General features: G+C 69.9%; 15 protein-coding genes. 7 read left to right on the top strand and 8 right to left on the bottom strand.

Annotated elements, in window-relative coordinates; all coding sequences use genetic code 11:
• Positions 1-157: 157 nt before the first annotated feature.
• Positions 158-2,953 (bottom strand): preprotein translocase subunit SecA, encoded by a 2,796-nt coding sequence (gene secA, locus ACIBHX_RS08025; protein ID WP_397065399.1) that lies wholly within the window; start codon positions 2,951-2,953, stop codon positions 158-160.
• A 209-nt stretch (positions 2,954-3,162) separates the two neighbouring features.
• On the opposite strand from secA, the gene ACIBHX_RS08030 reads away from it, so the two are divergent.
• Positions 3,163-3,405 (top strand): HGxxPAAW family protein, encoded by a 243-nt coding sequence (locus ACIBHX_RS08030; protein WP_397065400.1) that lies wholly within the window; start codon positions 3,163-3,165, stop codon positions 3,403-3,405.
• 85 nt (positions 3,406-3,490) lie between these two features.
• Entirely contained in the window at positions 3,491-4,666 is a 1,176-nt protein-coding gene (locus ACIBHX_RS08035; protein WP_397065402.1) for a winged helix-turn-helix domain-containing protein, read from the top strand.
• A gap of 69 nt (positions 4,667-4,735) precedes the next feature.
• Here ACIBHX_RS08035 and ACIBHX_RS08040 read toward each other — a convergent pair whose 3' ends face one another.
• The 6 genes from ACIBHX_RS08040 to mtrA form a co-directional block, all read right to left on the bottom strand.
• Entirely contained in the window at positions 4,736-5,434 is a 699-nt protein-coding gene (locus ACIBHX_RS08040) for a response regulator (protein ID WP_397065404.1), read from the bottom strand.
• Between the two features lie 170 nt (positions 5,435-5,604).
• Positions 5,605-6,261 carry a ribosome hibernation-promoting factor, HPF/YfiA family gene (gene hpf, locus ACIBHX_RS08045; RefSeq protein ID WP_397065405.1) on the bottom strand — a complete coding sequence of 219 codons (657 nt, stop codon included), beginning with the start codon at positions 6,259-6,261 and terminating at the stop codon, positions 5,605-5,607.
• A 621-nt stretch (positions 6,262-6,882) separates the two neighbouring features.
• Complete coding sequence (locus ACIBHX_RS08050; RefSeq protein WP_397065407.1) at positions 6,883-7,542, bottom strand: ComF family protein; 660 nt, start codon at positions 7,540-7,542, stop codon at positions 6,883-6,885.
• Positions 7,543-7,571: 29 nt separating this feature from the next.
• Positions 7,572-9,305, bottom strand: a complete 1,734-nt coding sequence (locus ACIBHX_RS08055) for an LpqB family beta-propeller domain-containing protein (RefSeq protein WP_397065409.1) — start codon at positions 9,303-9,305, stop codon at positions 7,572-7,574.
• Positions 9,295-11,010: an MtrAB system histidine kinase MtrB gene (gene mtrB, locus ACIBHX_RS08060; RefSeq protein ID WP_397065410.1), complete on the bottom strand. Its 1,716-nt coding sequence runs from the start codon at positions 11,008-11,010 to the stop codon at positions 9,295-9,297. Before mtrB ends, ACIBHX_RS08055 begins: the two co-directional genes overlap by 11 nt.
• A gap of 46 nt (positions 11,011-11,056) precedes the next feature.
• Positions 11,057-11,734 carry an MtrAB system response regulator MtrA gene (gene mtrA / locus ACIBHX_RS08065; protein ID WP_043620615.1) on the bottom strand — a complete coding sequence of 226 codons (678 nt, stop codon included), beginning with the start codon at positions 11,732-11,734 and terminating at the stop codon, positions 11,057-11,059.
• A gap of 268 nt (positions 11,735-12,002) precedes the next feature.
• Between mtrA and ACIBHX_RS08070 the strand changes: the two genes are divergently transcribed.
• Genes ACIBHX_RS08070 through ACIBHX_RS08090 form a run of 5 tightly spaced genes read left to right on the top strand, consistent with a single transcriptional unit; the run spans position 12,003 to position 17,322 of the window.
• The gene (locus tag ACIBHX_RS08070; protein WP_397065412.1) at positions 12,003-13,226 is read left to right on the top strand and encodes a glycerophosphoryl diester phosphodiesterase membrane domain-containing protein; all 1,224 of its coding nucleotides are present in this window, start codon (positions 12,003-12,005) and stop codon (positions 13,224-13,226) included.
• The gene (locus tag ACIBHX_RS08075; protein ID WP_397065414.1) at positions 13,223-13,840 is read left to right on the top strand and encodes a DUF4129 domain-containing protein; all 618 of its coding nucleotides are present in this window, start codon (positions 13,223-13,225) and stop codon (positions 13,838-13,840) included. The genes ACIBHX_RS08070 and ACIBHX_RS08075 overlap by 4 nt, the downstream gene beginning before the upstream one ends.
• Before the next feature lie 2 nt (positions 13,841-13,842).
• Entirely contained in the window at positions 13,843-14,994 is a 1,152-nt protein-coding gene (locus ACIBHX_RS08080) for a DUF4350 domain-containing protein (protein WP_397065416.1), read from the top strand.
• The gene (locus ACIBHX_RS08085; RefSeq protein ID WP_397065417.1) at positions 14,984-15,949 is read left to right on the top strand and encodes an AAA family ATPase; all 966 of its coding nucleotides are present in this window, start codon (positions 14,984-14,986) and stop codon (positions 15,947-15,949) included. Before ACIBHX_RS08080 ends, ACIBHX_RS08085 begins: the two co-directional genes overlap by 11 nt.
• Complete coding sequence (locus tag ACIBHX_RS08090) at positions 15,949-17,322, top strand: DUF58 domain-containing protein (RefSeq protein WP_397065418.1); 1,374 nt, start codon at positions 15,949-15,951, stop codon at positions 17,320-17,322. Before ACIBHX_RS08085 ends, ACIBHX_RS08090 begins: the two co-directional genes overlap by 1 nt.
• On the opposite strand, the gene ACIBHX_RS08095 is transcribed toward ACIBHX_RS08090, so the two are convergent.
• Positions 17,319-17,879, bottom strand: coding sequence for a dihydrofolate reductase family protein (locus ACIBHX_RS08095; RefSeq protein ID WP_397065420.1), 561 nt, complete (start codon positions 17,877-17,879; stop codon positions 17,319-17,321). The two genes, ACIBHX_RS08090 and ACIBHX_RS08095, sit on opposite strands and share 4 nt — an antisense overlap.
• Positions 17,880-17,906: the final 27 nt, after the last annotated feature.

Raw genomic sequence — 17,906 nt, forward strand, 5'->3', positions numbered from 1 at the left:
CTGTTCTCACCGACTCGGCGCCTGGTGGGATCACGTCGCTTCGGGGCGCGGGAATGGGGTCCGTGGCCTGCTTGTCGGAGGGGGGTGCGGCCTGCCGTACCGGGGAAAGTGAAAGCCCCCGCTCCCAAGGTGCTGGGAGCGGGGGCGACACGGACGGCTAGGCCGACTGGGCGTTCTTCGGGTCGCCGTGGCAGCGCTTGTACTTCTTGCCCGACCCGCACGGGCAGGGCGCGTTGCGCTCGACGTTGCCGTAGGCCGCGCGCTCCGCCGAGGTGGTGCTGACGCGCGTGTGCTCGACCTCGCCCTGCTCGCCGGGCGCGGAGTACTCGAGCTCGGCGGGACGCTCAGGCCCGCGCAGGCCGCGGGCGATGATGGAGCGGGTCTCCGCCATCATGGCGTCCTCCTCCTCGACGATCGGGTTCTGCTGAACCTCGACCTCGATGTTGAAGAGGAAGCCGGCTGAGTCCTCCTTGATGCCCTCGAGCATCGCGGCGAACATCTCGAAGCCCTCGCGCTGGTACTCGATCTGCGGGTCCTTCTGCGCGTAGGCCCGCATGCCGATGCCCTCGCGCAGGTAGTCCATCTCGTAGAGGTGCTCGCGCCACTTGCGGTCGAGGACCGACAGGATCACGCGGCGCTCGAACTCGCGCATGGCCTCGGCGCCGAGCTCCTCCTCGCGGCGGTCGTAGGCGGCGAGCGCGTCAGCCTTGGCCTTCTCGGCGATGATCTCGGCGGTGAGCTCCTCGCGGCTGCCCACCTCCTCGACGAGGTTGTCGACCGTGATCGAGATCGGGAAGAGCTCGCCGAAGGCCTTCCAGAGCTTGTCGAGGTCCCACTCCTCGGCGAAGCCCTCGGAGGTGGCGCCCGCGACGTAGCCGTCGATGACGTCGGCGACGAAGCCCCGCACCTGCTCGTGCAGGTCGGCGCCCTCCAGGACGCGCAGGCGCTCGGCGTAGATGACCTTGCGCTGGCGGTTCATCACCTCGTCGTACTTGAGAACTTCCTTGCGGATCTCGAAGTTCTGCTGCTCGACCTGGTGCTGGGCGGAGGCGATGGCCTTGGAGACGATGCCGGACTCGATCGGCTGCTCATCGGGGATGTTGAGCCTGGTCATGATCATCTCGACGCGGGCCGAGTTGAACAGGCGCATGAGGTCGTCGCCGAGCGAGAGGTAGAAGCGCGACTCGCCGGGGTCGCCCTGGCGGCCGGAGCGGCCGCGCAGCTGGTTGTCGATGCGACGCGACTCGTGCCGCTCGGTGCCCAGCACGTACAGGCCGCCGAGCTTGGTGACCTCATCGTGCTCGGCCTTGACCGCGGTCTTCATCTTGTCGAGGGTCTCGGGCCAGGCCTTCTCGTACTCCTCCGCGGTCTCGATCGGGTCGAGGCCGCGGCTGCGCAGCTCGAGGTCGGCGCGGAACTCGGGGTTGCCGCCGAGCATGATGTCGGTGCCTCGACCGGCCATGTTGGTGGCCACGGTGACGGCGCCCTTGCGCCCGGCCTCGGCCACGATCGCGGCCTCACGCGCGTGGTTCTTCGCGTTCAGCACCTCGTGGGTGACGCCGCGGCGCTTGAGAGCCTTCGACAGCCGCTCGGACTTCTCCACCGAGGTGGTGCCGATCAGGACCGGCTGGCCCTTCTCGTAGCGCTCCTTGATGTCCTCGACGACCGCGTTGAACTTGGCGTCCTCGGTCTTGTAGACGACGTCCGCCTGGTCCTTGCGGATCATCGGCATGTTCGTCGGGATCGGCACGACGCCCAGCTTGTAGGTCTGGTGGAACTCGTTGGCCTCGGTGACCGCGGTGCCGGTCATGCCGGCCAGCTTGGTGTAGAGGCGGAAGTAGTTCTGCAGGGTGACGGTGGCGAGAGTCTGGTTCTCGTCCTTGATCGCCACGCTTTCCTTGGCCTCGATGGCCTGGTGCATGCCCTCGTTGTAGCGCCGGCCGTGCAGCACGCGGCCGGTGAACTCGTCGACGATGAGCACCTCGCCGTCGGAGACGATGTAGTCCTTGTCCTTCTTGAACAGCTCCTTGGCCTTCAGAGCGTTGTTCAGGAAGCCGACCAGGTGGGTGTGCTCGGGCTTGTAGAGGTTGTCGATGCCGAGCCAGTCCTCGACCTTCTCGACGCCTGCCTCGAGGATGCCGACCGTGCGCTTCTTCTCGTCGACGATGTAGTCGCCGGTGCTCTCCTCGCCCGGGTTCTTCGCCTCGACGCCGCGGCGCAGCCTGGGCACGATCTTGGCGAACTCGGTGTACCACTTGCCGGACTGCTCGCCGGGGCCGGAGATGATCAGCGGCGTGCGGGCCTCGTCGATGAGGATGGAGTCGACCTCGTCCACGATCGCGAAGTGGTGGCCGCGCTGCACGCACTCCTCGAGCGACCAGGCCATGTTGTCGCGCAGGTAGTCGAAGCCGAACTCGTTGTTCGTGCCGTAGGTGATGTCGGCCTGGTACTGCTTGCGGCGCTCGTCGGGCTCCTGCCCGGACAGGATCATGCCGACCTCGAGGCCGAGGAAACGGTGGATGCGCCCCATGTTCTCGGCGCCGACCTGCACCAGGTAGTCGTTGGTGGTGACGACGTGGACGCCCTTGCCCGCCAGCGCGTTGAGGTAGCTGGGCAACGTACAGGTGAGGGTCTTGCCCTCACCGGTCTTCATCTCGGAGATGTTGCCCAGGTGCAGGTTGGCCCCGCCCATGATCTGCACGTCGAAGGGTCGCTGGCCGAGCACGCGGCGAGCTGCCTCGCGCACGGCGGCGAACGCCTCGGGAAGCAGATCGTCGAGACTTTCGCCATCGGCGAAGCGCTGCTTGAACTCATCTGTCATCGCGCGCAGCTCGGCGTCGGTCAGACTCGTGAAGTCGTCCTCAATGGAGTTGACCTGGTCTGCGATGCGCTTGAGCTTGCGCAGAGTCTTGCCTTCGCCGGCACGCAGGATCTTGTCGAGAATGGCTGCCACTTTATGTAAAGCTCCTCGCAGGTCTACCCCGGCGGCGCCGCCAGGAGGAGAGGCCAAGACAAACTTCCCCGGTTGCCATCGTAGGCGGTTTCGCAACCACACACAGCCGATGCGCCGCGACGACCGCATCCCCCTTCTGGGAGAATGGCCCCGGTACATCGATCTCGCCCCTTTGATGGATGAGCGGGAACACTGAAGGAGGACAGGCCATGGCAGGCGGGCACAACCTGGGCAGCCACGGCGGCCGTGCGTCATCGTGGCTCGCGGTCACCGTCATGCTGGCAGGCTTCACCGTGGGTGGCGTGGGCGTGACGCTCACCAACTGGATGCTCATCTGGATCGGCATCGGGGTGTTCATTGTGGGCGGAATCCTCGCCCTGGTCTTCGACATCTTCACCGACGTCGTGATCGACGCGCCCCGGGTGGGCATGTCCACAGAAGATCACCGATAACGAGCTCGCGAACGGCGGGCACCGATTTCTTGTCGGTGCCCGCCGTTAGCATTTCCGGCATGCTTCGCCGTACATCAAAAGCGACATGACAGATCTGACGGCCGACGAGGCCAGAAAGATCATTCTTCGCGCGCAGGGATTGATCGGCGCGGACGGTCGGCGCGGCGGCGTGCACACGATGCTTCGCAGACTCGGCGCCGTCCAGCTCGACACGATCTCGGTGCTCGCCCGCTCCCACGAGCTGGTCTCCTATGCCCGGCTCGGCACCGTGACGCGGGCCAAGGTCGAGGGCGCCTACTGGCACAATCCCGCCCAGAGCTTCGAGTACTGGTGCCACGCGGCGTGCATCCTGCCGATCGAGCACTGGCCGCTGTACTCCTTCCGCCGCCGCGCCTTCCGCGAGCGCCGCTACCGCTGGCACGAGGTGCCCGACCACGTCGACAAGCTGCTCGAGCAGGTGCGCGAAGAGGGCCCGCTGACCACCGCCGACGTCGGCGGGGGCAAGAAGGGCGGCCCGTGGTGGGACTGGTCCGACAACAAGATCGGGCTGGAGTGGCTGCTCGACATCGGCGAGATCGCCTGCACCCGCCGCGTCGGCTGGCGCCGCGTCTACGACCTGGCCGAGCGCGTGGTCCCCGCCGACCTGCTGGCCGAGGACCTCACCGACGAGGAGTGCATCGTACGGCTGGCCAGGATCGCCGGCGTGGCGCTCGGAGTGGCCACCCGAGGCGACCTGGTGGACTTCATCCGAGTCAAGGGCCGGCACGCCGAGATCCTCGACGAGGTGCTGGCCAGCGGGGCGGCCGGGCTGGTGCCCGTGCACGTCACGGGCTGGCCGGGCAAGACGCCGAACGCCTGGGTGTCCCCCGAGGCGCTTGCCGAGGCGCCGCGCGGGCGGCACAGGACCACGCTGGTGTCGCCGTTCGACTCGCTGATCTGGCACAGAGGGCGCACCGAGCGGGCCTTCGGCTTCGCCTACACGCTGGAGCTGTACGTGCCCAGGCACAAGCGGGTGCACGGCTACTTCACGATGCCGGTGCTGGCAGGCGGGCGGCTGATCGGGCGCGTCGACCCGGCTCGCGAGGGCGGCACGCTGGTGGCCAGGCAGGTGAGCCTGGAGCCCGGGCTGTCGGCCGCCAAGTGGGGTCCGGCCGTCGGCGACGCGCTCAGGGAGGCGGCCGAGTGGGTCGGCTGCGATTCGGTGCGCGTCGAGCGCGCCGAACCCGCCCTGGCCTCCGCCGTCCTCTCGGCGACCACGTGACCACCGGAGCCGCGTGCGGCGGGGATCGCCCGCGCATCGGCCACGGTGGGGCGGCCTGCCGTACCGGCGTCAGGTGATCTCGAGCATCCGCTCCCGCACCGCGTAGACCACGGCCTCCATGCGGGAGTGGAGCTGGAGCTTGTCCAGGATGTTGCGGACGTGGTTCTTGACGGTGTTCTCGGAGATGAACAGCTGCTTGGCGATCTCGCGGTTGTTCATCCCCTTGGCCACCAGCCGCAGCACCTCCATCTCCCGGTCGGTGAGCCGCGGCACGGGCAGTTGCGGCGGCCGTTCGGCCTCCTTGCGGCTCATGTTGGCGAACTCGCTGATGAGCTTGGCCGCCATGGCCGGGTTGATGAGCGACTGGCCCTCGTGCACGCCGCGCACGGCGGCGGGCACGTCGTTGATCTGGACGTCCTTCAGCAGGTAGCCGGTGGCGCCGGCCTTGATGGCCTCGAAGAGGTCCTCTTCCTCGTCGCTCACCGTCAGCATGATGATCCGCGTACTCGGCACCGAGGCCTTGATGCCCTTCGTGGCCTCGATGCCGTCCTGGCGCGGCATCCGCACGTCCATCAGAGCCACGTCGGGCATGAGACGGTCGGCCAGTTCGACCGCCTCCTGCCCGTCGCTCGCTTCACCGACCACCTCGATGTCGGCCTCGGCCGCCAGTGCCAAGGCCAGGCTGCGCCTGATCAGCTCGTGGTCGTCCACGATCAGGACGCGGATGGGTTCGTTGTCAGGCGCGCGGGGCTCGCCGGACTCCGTCACGAGGCATCCTCCATCGACCTCGTGACAGCCTTCTCGTTTCGCTCGCTCACTATCGCCTGACTGAGCTCGCTCACGTCTCCTCCTCGTCGGGGGCCCAGAGCCGTTGAACCGCCATGATGGCACGGGTACGGCGGTCCTCGGGTGGTCGAGAAGATCTTCTGCTAGGGCGTTCAGGGCTCTATGAGCCGCAACACCCCGTAGTTGTAGCCGCGCCGGTTGTACACGACGCTCGGCTGGCCGCTCTCCTTGTCACGGAAGAGATAGAAGTCGTGCCCGACCAGTTCCATCTCGAGTAGAGCCTGGTCGATGGTCATGGGTTCCGCTTTGTGGAACTTCTCTCTGACGATGAGCGGCCCTTCGCCGTCCATCGCGATGGGGACGATGTCGTCGTACTGCTGGTCGTCGGGTAGGTCGTCCTCGTCGGACTCGGCCTGCACGGGGACTGCGGCCGGCGGGGTCATGTCCACGAGGTCGGGAAGCGACGCGGTGATCTCTGCCACGGAGGGCGGGCAGTGGTTGCCGTGGTGCACCTTGCGCCTGTCGGCCAGGCGCCTGAGACGGCCTTCCAGTTTGTCGAGGGCGATGTCGAGGGCTACGAATCGGTCGTCGGCGGAGGCCTCCGCGCGGATGGCGGGGCCACGAGAGTGAATGGTCAGCTCGACCCGCTCGCGCTGGTCGGCGAGGCGGGGATTGCGCTCCTTCGACACCTCCACATCGACTCGAATGAGCTTGTTGTCCAGACGCTCGATCCTGGCCAGCTTGGTCGTCACCTGGTCTCGGAACCGGTCGCTCACTCCCGTGTGCCGGCCCTTGACGATGATGTCCATGCAACAGCCCCCCTTCGTCTAACGACTGAGCAAGAGCGCCCGACGAGATGCGTGCCGGGCGGGGTCTTCTGTCTGCCTTTCTGTCACCGTTCCCCTCTTCCTACACACCATCACCGGGAACTTCGAACGGCACCCGTCCGGCCGACCTGGTCTTCGACCCCACATCCGCCTGCTGAGGATTTCGCGGCTCTGTTGCCACTACTGCCCTTCTCTTCTGACGGGGGACATCTGGACCCCCGGGAAGGCAGGACTTACCCCTAAGCCGCACCGTGATCGGTCGACAAAGAGTCGCCTTACGTGGACCGTTTTGCCTGCGGCTGGCATCGGCTAGCAGAGCCGGGAGCCCCGACCCTGCGCAACCACGGACCCGAACGGGTGCCATGTCAGAACGCTATCCGCATCCAGGACGAATGTCAGCCGCGAGATCGGCCAAAGGATCACTTTCTGTGATTTTTTCCGGCCTTACCGGGTATACAAGATGCCCGCTTTGCGGGCGCCGCATCCCTTATCGACGTACCCCTCCAGAGTGCTGAGCTGCCCTTCCTGCACCGTCAAGCCACGAAGGTGTGGCCCCCGGGTGAGTCCGAGACTTGGGCGTTACTTTACTCAGCGTGATCTCCATTACGTGCAAGATCTTCGGCGTGTCGCGGCCACGGTGACCGCGGCGGTTACGGCGAAGCCGGCTGCCCGCAGCGCCCTGGCGCCCTCCGCGAGCGTGGCCCCTGTGGTCACGATGTCGTCCACGAGGACCGTAGGACGCCCGTGAGCGCCCCGCGAGCCGGGGGCGACTCTCAGTGAGGAGGCGAGGTTGGCGGCCCTCTGCGTGGCGCTCAGCCCCGACTGATCGGTAACGCGCCGCGCCTGCGCGAGCACGGGCAGCATCGCGACGTCCCGCCCGAGCCCCCGCAACCGCCGTACGGCGAGCCGCGCCACCCGCCCCACCGGGTCGTGCCCACGCGCCCGGGAGGCCCGCCGGGAACTGGGCACGGGCACCAGCCACACGCTCCCGCCCGGCACGGCCCTGGCCAGCGTGTAGGCCAGCGCGTCAGCGAGCGGACCGGCCAGCGCCGACTCGCCGCGCTCCTTGTAGGCCAGCACGGCGCTGCGCAGCGCACCCTCGTAGGCGGCGGCCGACCAGCACGCGGGCAGCCCGGGCGGGCTGGGCACCGGCATGCGGACCGCGGGCTCGACGACCAGGCACGCCTCGCACAGCCGGGCGCTGGAGCGGCCGCAGCCCACGCACGACTGCGGCACGACGAGATCGAGGAGGGTTCGGAGCACCGCCCCAGCATGCCGGGCGGCACCGACAGTCATCCGAGGACGAAGGCCGGCGCCGTCCCGTTGATCAGGTTGTCCATCTTGCCGTCCTTCAGCTTGAGCAGCTCCTTGCCGTCCAAGGTGCCGCCGTAGACGTTGTCGCCCGAGGCGGCGATGGAGCCCAGCCGGTTGTCCAGGGTGACCGTCTCGGTGGTCCCGTCGCCGACGTTGACCTCCTTGATGGTGCGGCCGCCCTTGCTGCTGATCAGCACGAGCAGGTGGACCCCGTCGCGCCAGGCGATGTCGATGATCTTGTCGTCCTGGCCGGCCTTGATCAGCGGCTGGACGTTGCCGAGCATCTGGTCGCCGTTGGTCAGCGCGCCGACCCTGACCTCCGACTTGCCCACCATGGCGGCCACGCGGACGCCGTCCCTGGCGATCCTGAGCTTCTTGACGTCGGCGTTGACCAGGTTGGGCGCGGAGACGCGGGCGGGCGCGTGCGCGCCGCCGGCGCAGGAGGCGTCGCAGCGCAGCACCGAGGCGCTGTGCGGGTCGTAGGTCCACAGCGTGCCGTCCCTGCTCCACGACGGCGGGGTGAGCCCGGAGCCGGGGAACCACTGCTGCCAGTGGCCCTCGTCGGTGGTGCCGGTCACCCAGATGCCGCCCTTGGAGGTGGACCTGGCAGCGACGTAGTCGCCGCCCATGGAGACCGCGAAGTCGGTGGCGTCCGGGTTCTGCTGACCCGCCGGGCCCCTGATGGGGGTGCCGTGCTTGAGGTCGTCGAGCGCGTACAGCGCGCCGTTGGCGGAGTAGTAGGGGTAGACCGCTGCGCCGCCGTCGAGCCACTCGTTGAAGGAGGAGGGGCTGGAGGAGCTCAGCGGCTCACCGTCCAGCTGGATCTCGATGCTGCGGCCGTTGGCGACCTGATTGTTGTTCAGGCTGAAGCGCAGCTGGGCCTGGAGCCCGGCGAGCCTGTCGTCGTCGATGCCGACGGGACCCGACAGGTTGATCACCACGCGGTCGTCGAGCGAGATCGACTCGATCTTGAGGTGGTCGGGGAAGTAGTTCTGCACCGCCCCCTGCAGCGCCGGCGTCGGGCCCTTCAGCAGCCGGTCCACGATCGTGCGGGCGAAGCTCTCGGCCGGCTTGATGCGCAGCCACACGCGGTCGACGACGAGCCTGTCGGGGCTCATGGCGTCGCCGGGCGAGCCGTTGAGGTAGTAGAGGTTGGTGCCGCGGTAGGCCCGCTCGACGTCGGCCTGGGTCAGCAGCAGCCCCTGCTGCATCGACTTGACCCGCCAGCCGGAGGGCCCCTTGACCAGCGAGAAGGTGAAGTCCTTCTTCGCGGGCGACTGCACGGGCACGTACTGGTCCTGGTCGGTGATGACGGCGATCGGCGTGGCCTTCAGGGTGGCGGTGGCCTCCTTGTCCTTGCCGCCGACCGAGACGACCTCGATGTCCTTGTCGTCCGCCTTGTCAATCACCGTCACCGCGCCGCCCGGCTTCCACGCGCGCTGCGCCTCCGGCGTCAGGTAGGACGGCAGCACCTTCGAGTCGTCGGGATAGGCGGCCATGGCCGCCTGCAGGCCCCTGACCAGATCGTTCTCGTCCCAGCTCGGCTGCGGCCTGACCGCGACCATCCGCTGGAACGGCTTGCTCATCGGGTCGCCGCCGCCGGCCTCTTCGATCTGGAAAGGACCGCCGACCGGGATCACCGCGCACGACGCGGTCGCCCACGCCGTCGCGGCCGCCATCGCGAGGGCGACTCCCAGCCGTCTAGTCCTCATGGGCCACCTCGTCGACGGGCGCGGGCAACAGCACGGGCGTCATGTGTCCGCGCCAGGTCCTGCGCATCTCCACCTCGGGCGGTACCAGCGACAACGGTGAGCCCTTCAGGTCGGCGCCGGCGTTCCTGGGCAGCGTCAGCCGGAATTGCGAGCCGTCACCAGGCTGGCCCCAGGCCTGCAGCCAGCCGCCGTGCAGGGTGGCGTCCTCGCGCGAGATGGCCAGCCCGAGCCCCGTGCCGCCGATGGTCCTGGCCCGCGACGGATCGGCACGCCAGAATCGGTCGAACACCATCGTGTCCTCGCCGGTCTTCAGCCCGATGCCGTGGTCGCGCACGGCCACCGCCACGGCGTCCCTGTCGGCGCTCACGGTGACCACGACGTCCTTGCCCTCGCCGTGCTCGATCGCGTTGAACAGCAGGTTGCGCAGGATGCGCTCGACCCGCCGGCTGTCGATCTCGGCCATGCACGGCTCGTTGGGCAGCCTGAGCTCGAAGCGGGTGGAGTGGCGCTCGGCCAGCGCCTCGGAGTCGGCGATCGCGCGCAGCACCACGTCGCGCACGTCGGTGGAGTCGAGGTCGAGCGTCGCGGCGCCGGCGTCGTAGCGGCTGATCTCCAGCAGGTCGGCCAGCATCGACTCGAAGCGCTCCAGCTGGGCCTGCATGAGCTCGGCCGAACGGGAGGCCATCGGGTCGAAGTCCTCGCGGGCGTCGTAGAGCAGGTCGGCGGCCATCCGCACGGTCGTCAGCGGCGTGCGCAGCTCGTGCGAGACGTCGGAGACGAACTGCCGCTGCACCTGCGACAGCTCCTCCAGCTGGTGGATCTTCAGCGCCAGGTTGGCGGCCATCTCGTTGAACGAGGTCGCCAGGCGGGCCAGGTCGTCCTCGCCGCGCACCTTGAGCCGCTCGTCGAGCTTGCCGGAGGCCAGGCGCTCGGCGGCCTGCCGCGCCAGCCGTACCGGGGAGACCACCTGGCGCGTGACCAGGTAGGCGATGGCGGCCAGCAGCAGCACCAGGCCCAGGCCGACCACGATGATGGCCACGCGGACGTTGGACAGCATCGCCTCTTCCTCCGTCAGCGGGAAGAAGTGGTAGATCTCGTAGTTCTCGCCGGTGGGCGTCATGATGATGGCGCCGATGACCACGGTGAGCTTGCCCGGGCTGCCGGTGAAGGCGATCGTCGTGCGGATGCCCTTGGGCTCGTAGTGGCCCTGTTGCGCCTGGCGGGCCAGGTCGCGTTGCAGGCTGAGGGGCACGTTCTCGGGCTGGACGCTGCCGGAGGCGCGTGAGCCGTCCGGTTTGGCGGGGTTGAAGATGAGCACCTCGTAGGGCTTCTTCGAGGTGCTCTCGCCCGAGCCGGTGATGGCGTCCATGGCCTCGTCGAGCGGATCGACGGGGGTGGCCTTGCCCGGGTCGGCGGCCTTGGTGTCGTCGGGCTTCTGGCTGAGCGCGTCGGCGATCTTCACCCGGTCGGCGAAGGCCTGCTGGGCGGCCGACGACTGGCGCCCGTTGATGACCGACTTGTTGATCTGGTCCGACAGGAAGACGCCCAGCACGACCACCACGGTCACCGAGATCACCAGCGTGCTGGTGACGACCTGGAGCTGCAGCGAACGCCGCCAGAGCCGCCGGACCTTACCGGCGGCACGGCGAGCTCGCCGGCGGACTCCACCCAGAATCTGGCGGAATGTCCGTCGGCGCGATCGCATCTCCTTGGTCGGGGGCATGACCCGGGGGTCTCTGGCGGGAGCCCGGCTAGGCCGGCCCTGCCTTGTAGCCCACGCCCCGTACCGTCACCACGATCTCGGGGTGCTCGGGGTCCTTCTCGATCTTGGCGCGCAGGCGCTGCACGTGCACGTTGACCAGGCGGGTGTCGGCGGCGTGGCGGTAACCCCAGACCTGCTCGAGCAGCACCTCGCGGGTGAAGACCTGGCGCGGCTTGCGCGCGAGCGCCACCAGCAGGTCGAACTCGAGCGGCGTGAGGTTGATCGTCTCCTCGCCCCGCTTGACCGAGTGGCCCGCCACGTCGATGGTGATGTCGCCGATCTGCAGGATCTCGGGCGTCGGCTCATCGGTACGGCGCAGCCGCGCGCGCACCCTGGCCACCAGCTCCTTCGGCTTGAACGGCTTGACGATGTAGTCGTCGGCGCCGGACTCGAGCCCGAGCACGACGTCGATCGTGTCGCTCTTGGCGGTGAGCATGACGATCGGAACCCCCGACTCCGCCCTGATCCTGCGCGCCACGTCGATGCCGTCCGCCCCCGGCAGCATCAGATCGAGCAGAACCAGATCCGGGCGTGTATCCCGGAACGCGTCGAGGGCCTTGTCGCCGTCGGAGACAAAGGAAGGCTCGAACCCTTCTCCGCGCAACACGATGCCGAGCATCTCGGCGAGAGCGGCGTCGTCGTCGACGACCAGCACGCGACCTTTCATGGCCCCTCATTCGTTCTACGCATTGTGGGACATACCCGCACGATCGCTGAAGGTTACCCTTGCTTGGCTCATGGATGACACCTGAGGCCATCAAAAGGCGAATTTTAGACTCGTAGCGTCGTCCGCAATCTCAGTCTGCGGTAACCAAGCAACTTTCGGCCAGTTCGGACGTGATCCTTGACCCGAAACGTCCGAGAATGCCGCGAAGATGCACCGGTGAAACAGGCGGGCGACCCCATTGACCCGCCCACCATGCCAGGATTGGGATATGTCAGACGGTCACGGTTCCACGCCCGAGACGCCCCCAGGTTGGGCCACAGAACAGCCCCCGCCGTACGGCGCCCCGCAGGCTTCGCCGTGGACCGCCCCCGGTCAAGGACCGCACCCCTCCCCCGGTTACCAGCAGGGCCCGCCGTACCAGTACCAGCAACAGCAGCAGCAGCCCTACCAGCCCTACGGCTACATGCCGCCGCCGCCCGCGCTGCGGCCGGGGATCATCCCGCTGCGGCCGCTCGGGCTCGGCGACATCCTCGACGGCACGATCAAGCTGATCCGCTCCAACCCCAAGGCCGTGCTCGGCCTGTCGACGATCGCCGCGCTGCTGGTGGCCGTGCCCGTCGCGATCGGGCAGGCGTTCGTGCTGGACAAGCTGGGCAGCAGCCTGACCGACCCGACGCAGCTCGAGACCGAGATGTCCTACGGCGGCTTCCTGTCGCAGTACGGCGGCGCGCTCATCTCCCAGGTCGTCAGCTTCATCGTGGTCACCCTGCTGACCGGCGTGCTGATGCGGATCCTGGGACGCGCCGTGTTCGGCGGCAACCTGACGGCGGGCGAGGCCTGGCGCCTGGCCAGGAGCCGGATGCCTGCGCTGTTCGGCCTGGTCGGGCTGCTGGCCGTGATCATGCTCGCGCCGCTGGCCCTGATCATCCCGGTGTTCGTGCTGCTGTTCACGGCCGGCTCGTCGCCCGGTGCCATCGTGGGCACGATCCTGCTGACGCTCCTGCTCTACATCGTCTACGTACTGTTCTTCAACACGCGCTTCGCGCTGGCCGCGCCCGCCGTGGTGCTGGAGGGGCTGGGCCCGCTGCAGGCCATGCGCCGCTCGTGGAACCTGGTCAACGGCGACTTCTGGCGCGTGCTGGGCATCCTGATCCTCACCTCGCTGCTGGCCGGCCTGGTCGGCGGCATTCTCGGCTTCCCGTTCACGCTGGCCGGCACGTTCATCGGCGTGCTGGGCGGCGGCGGGGCCGGCACCGCGATCCTGACGGCGATCCTCATCGCGGTCGGCGGCACACTCACCAACATGATCACGCTGCCGTTCGAGGCGGGCGTCTCCGGTCTGCTGTACGCCGACCGCCGGATGCGCAGCGAGGCCTTCGACCTGGTGCTGCAGACCGCGGCGATCGAGCAGCAGCGCCAGGGCTGGGTGCACGGCTCGGCCGACGAGCTGTGGCACCCGTCCAACGCGGCGCGACCGCCTTACGGGCCATGAGCCCGATCGACCGCGACGACGCCGCCAGGAGGGCCGCCGAGGAGCTGCTCAAGCCTGGCTACGAGCGAGAGCCGCTGCTCGACCAGCTCTGGCGGCGCTTCACCCAGTTCCTCGGCGACCTGATGGACGCCGCCGGCGGCAGCGGCACGACGGGCGGGATCATCGCCTCCGTGGTGATCGTGCTCATCCTGCTGGCGGTCGTGGGGCTGGTGGTCTGGCGCCTGCGCACCACCTCGCGCAGGCACGCGGCCGCGTCCGGCGGCCTGTACGGCGCGCGGACCATGACCGCGGCCGAGCACCGGCAGGCGGCCGAACGCCTGGCCGGCGAGGGACGCTTCACCGAGGCGATCCAGGAGCGGCTGCGCGCTATCGCCCGCGACCTGGAGGAACGCGCCCTGGTCGACGGCATGCCGGGCCGGACGGCCGACGAGCTGGCGGCCGAGGCGGGCCGCGCGCTGCCGTCCTTCGCCGCCGAGCTGACAACGGCCGCCCGCACCTTCGACGACGTCAGCTACGGCGGCGTCCCCGGCACCGCGCAGGCCTACGCCACGCTGCGCGACCTCGACGAGCGCCTGCGCCAGGCCAGGCCCGTGCCCGTGGCGGCCACGGCATGAGCGTGAGCGCGCCGACCTCGCCGACGGCGCGGTCGCTGTGGCGCTCGAGCAGGCTGGCCATCCTGCTGGGCGCGATCGTGGTGCTGGCCGCGGTGCTCGGGGTGCTGCTCGCCCCCGCCAAGCAGGCCTCGCGCCACCTGGACCCCGACGACGGCTCGCTGGCGGGCGCCAGGGCGCTGGCCCAGCTGCTGCGCGCCCGCGGCGTGACCGTGGACCGCGTGGACTCGGTCGAGGCCGCGGCGGCCAAGCAGAAGCAGGGCGACCGGCTGCTGCTGCTCACCGACGACGTCGACCTGACCGTGGCCGAGACGCGGCGGATCGCCGCGCTACCGGGCGACCTGCTCGTCGTGGGCGACGTGTTCGGCCTGGAGACGCTGGCCCCTGGAGTGCGCACGCAGGCGCGGCCGGTCCGCGACAGGTCCAGGGAACCGGAGTGCGACCTGCCCGCGGTCAAGCCGGCGGGCAGCGCGTTCATCGGCGGGCAGGTGTACCGGGCCGTACGCGGCTGCTACCCGGCGGACGAGGGCTACACGCTGATCACCGCCCCCACCACCACGGGCACGGCCACGCTGGTGGGCAGCGGCGAGTTCATGACCAACCAGCGGCTGGCCGAGGACGGCAACGCGGCACTGGCGATCAACCTGGCCGGTGCCAAGCGGGCGGTGACGTGGCTGGTCAACCCGCCCGCGCAGGGCCTGGACCAGGGCGAGCTGTCCGGCGAGGAGGGCAGGTCGCTGGGTGAGCTCGTCCCGCCGGGCATACCGTGGGCCGTGCTGATGGGCTGCGTGGCGGTGCTGCTCGTGGCGTTCTGGCGGGGCAGGCGGCTCGGGCCCGTGGTGGTCGAGCGGCTGCCGGTCGTGGTCAGGGCGGCCGAGACGGTCGAGGGCAGGGGGCGGCTCTACCGGGCCAGGCGGGCCAGGGCACGCGCGGCCGACCTGCTGCGAGCGGGCACGATCGACCGGCTCACCCCGCGGCTCGGGCTCGGGCCGGGAGCCGGCGGCCAGGAGATCGTGGCGGCGCTCGCCGTACGGACCGGGCGTGACGCGCAGGAGGTCGGGGCCGCGCTGTACGGGCCGCCGCCCGCGGACGACGCCGGGCTGGTCGCCCTGGCCGGATACCTGGACTTCATCGAGAGGATGGTCAGTGAACGTTGACGAAGGCCGGAGCGACGCGGCCAGGGACGCGCTGGCGGCGCTGCGGGCCGAGGTGGCCAAGGCGGTGGTCGGCCAGGACGCGGTGGTGACCGGGCTGGTCATCGCGCTGCTGTGCCGGGGGCACGTGCTGCTCGAGGGCGTGCCAGGCGTGGCCAAGACGCTGATGGTGCGGACGCTGTCGGCGGCGCTGTCGCTGGAGTTCAAGCGGGTGCAGTTCACGCCCGACCTGATGCCGGGCGACGTGACCGGGTCGCTGATCTACGACGCGAAGACGTCCGAGTTCGAGTTCCGCGAGGGACCGGTCTTCACGAACCTGCTGCTGGCCGACGAGATCAACCGCACGCCGCCGAAGACGCAGGCGGCCCTGCTGGAGGCGATGGAGGAGCGGCAGGTGAGCGTGGAAGGTGACGCGCGCAAGCTGCCCGACCCGTTCGTGGTGTGCGCGACGCAGAACCCCGTCGAGTACGAGGGCACCTACCAGCTGCCCGAGGCGCAGCTCGACCGGTTCCTGCTCAAGCTGACCGTGCCGCTGCCGCCGCGCGACCAGGAGATCGCGGTGCTCGAGCGGCACGCGCGCGGCTTCGACCCGCGCGACCTGTCGGAGGTCAAGCCGGTCGCGTCCGCCGAGGACCTGGCGGCGGGCCGCGAGGCCGTCTCGCGGGTGCACGTGGCGCCCGAGGTCCTCGGCTACATCGTCGACGTCGGCCGCGCCACCAGGAACTCCCCCTCGCTGCAGCTGGGCGTCTCACCGCGCGGGGCGACCGCGCTGCTGGCGGCCGCGCGGGCGTGGGCGTGGCTGTCCGGCCGCGGTTATGTCACCCCCGACGACGTCAAGGCGCTGGCCAGGCCCGCGCTGCGGCACCGGGTACAGCTCAGGCCCGAGGCGGAGCTGGAGGGCGCGACCGCGGACGGGCTGCTCGACGGCATCCTGAACTCGGTCCCGGTCCCGCGCTGATGGCTCTGACGGGACGCGCGGCCCTGGTCGCCGCGCTGGGGGTCGTGGTGGTGCTGCTCGCACCGCGGCCGGGTCTCGCGCTGGTCGGGTTCTGCCTGCTGCTTGCCGCCGTGATCCTGCTCGACCTGGCGCTGGCGGGTGCCGTCCGCCCGCTGCGCTTCCACCGTTCCGGCGATTCGCTGGTACGGCTCGGCCAGCCCGCCGTGGTCGAACTGGTGGTGGAGAACCCGGGGCGCAGGCGGGTGCGCGGAGTGGCCAGGGACGCCTGGCCGCCCTCGGCCGGGGCCACACCGCGGGTGCTCCACCTGGACGTGCCCGCCGGGGAACGGCGCAGACTCGTCGTGACGCTGAATCCCACCCGCCGCGGCGACCGCCGGTCCGTGGCCGTGACCGTGCGCTCGATCGGCCCGCTCGGGCTGGCCGCGCGCCAGGGCGGCCACCACTCGCCGTGGTCGGTGCGGGTGCTGCCGCCGTTCCTGTCGCGCAAGCACCTGCCCTCGCGGCTGGCCCGGCTGCGCGAGTTGGAAGGCCAGCACCCGGCGCTGGTGCGCGGGCAGGGCACCGAGTTCGACTCGCTGCGCGAGTACGTGGTGGGCGACGACGTGCGCTCGATCGACTGGCGAGCGACCGCGCGGCGCAACGACGTGGTGGTGCGGACATGGCGGCCCGAGCGTGACCGCCGGGTGCTGATCGTGCTGGACACCGGGCGCACCTCGGCAGGCCGGGTGGGCGACGCGCCGATCCCGCTCGCCGGCGCGACGGCCAACGGGGGCGGGTTGCTGGTCAGGCCCGATCCGCGGCCGGCACCGGGCTGGCCGCGGCTGGACTGGTCGATGGACGCCGCGCTGCTGCTCGCGGCACTGGCCGCCAAGGCGGGCGACCAGGTGGACTTCCTGGCCTACGACCGCGCGGTGCGCGCCTGGGTTGCCGGGGCCTCGCGCACCGAGCTGCTGTCGGTGATGGTCAACGCGATGGCGCCGATCGAGGCCGAGCTGGTCGAGGCGGACTCGCAGGGCATGGTCGCGGCGATCCTGTCGCGGGCCAAGCGGCGCTGCCTGGTGGTCCTGCTCACCGACCTGAACGGGGCGGCGCTCGACGAGGGACTGATGCCGGTGCTGCCGCAGCTGTCCTCGCGCCACCTCGTGCTGGTGGCCGGGGTGTCGGATCCGCGGGTGGCCGCGATGGCCGCCAGGCGTTCGACGGCCGAGGAGGCCTACGACGCGGCGGCGGCCGAGCACAACCGGCTGGAACGGCGCAGGATCACCGCCCGGCTGCGGCGCCACGGCGTGGAGGTCGTGGACGCGCCACCCGAGGAGATCGCCCCTGCCCTGGCCGACGCCTACCTGGCGCTGAAGGCCGCGGGACGCCTCTAGGAGCCCTTGGGCTCGTACTGGAGCGCGACGATCCCGCACGCGAAGGGACGCGCCGCCGCGAGATCGAAGCGCTGGGTGCCGCCCTTGGGGAACACCGGCAGACCGCCGCCGGTCGAGGCCGGGTTGACGAACAGGTGCAGCTCGTCGATCAGGCCTTCGGCGATCAGGCTCGCCACCAGCGTGCCGCCGCCGTAGACGAGCAGGTCGCCGCCCGTCTGGGACTTGAGCTCGGTGAAGGCCTTGGTCAGGTCGCCGCCGACCACGGTGGTGTTGTCCCACGGCGACTCGGTGAGGCTGTTGGAGACCACGACCTTGGGCGTGCCGTTCATCGTGTCGATGGCCTCCTGCGGCTCGTCCGCGGGCCCGTTCGCCCAGTGCGGGATGAACCCCTCGGCCAGCTTGCGGCCCAGCACGATGGTGCCGACGCCGTCCCACAGGCCCGTGACGTAGGCGCTGCACTCCTCGTCCCACGGCAGCGTCATCCAGTCCATCTCGCCGTTCGGGCCGGACATGTAGCCGTCGGCGCTGACCTGGACCTGGAGCTTGAGCTTGCGCATGATCGGTATCCGTTTCCGCTCGTGTTC

Source organism: Nonomuraea sp. NPDC050536 (genome assembly GCF_044457685.1).
GTDB lineage: Bacteria > Actinomycetota > Actinomycetes > Streptosporangiales > Streptosporangiaceae > Nonomuraea.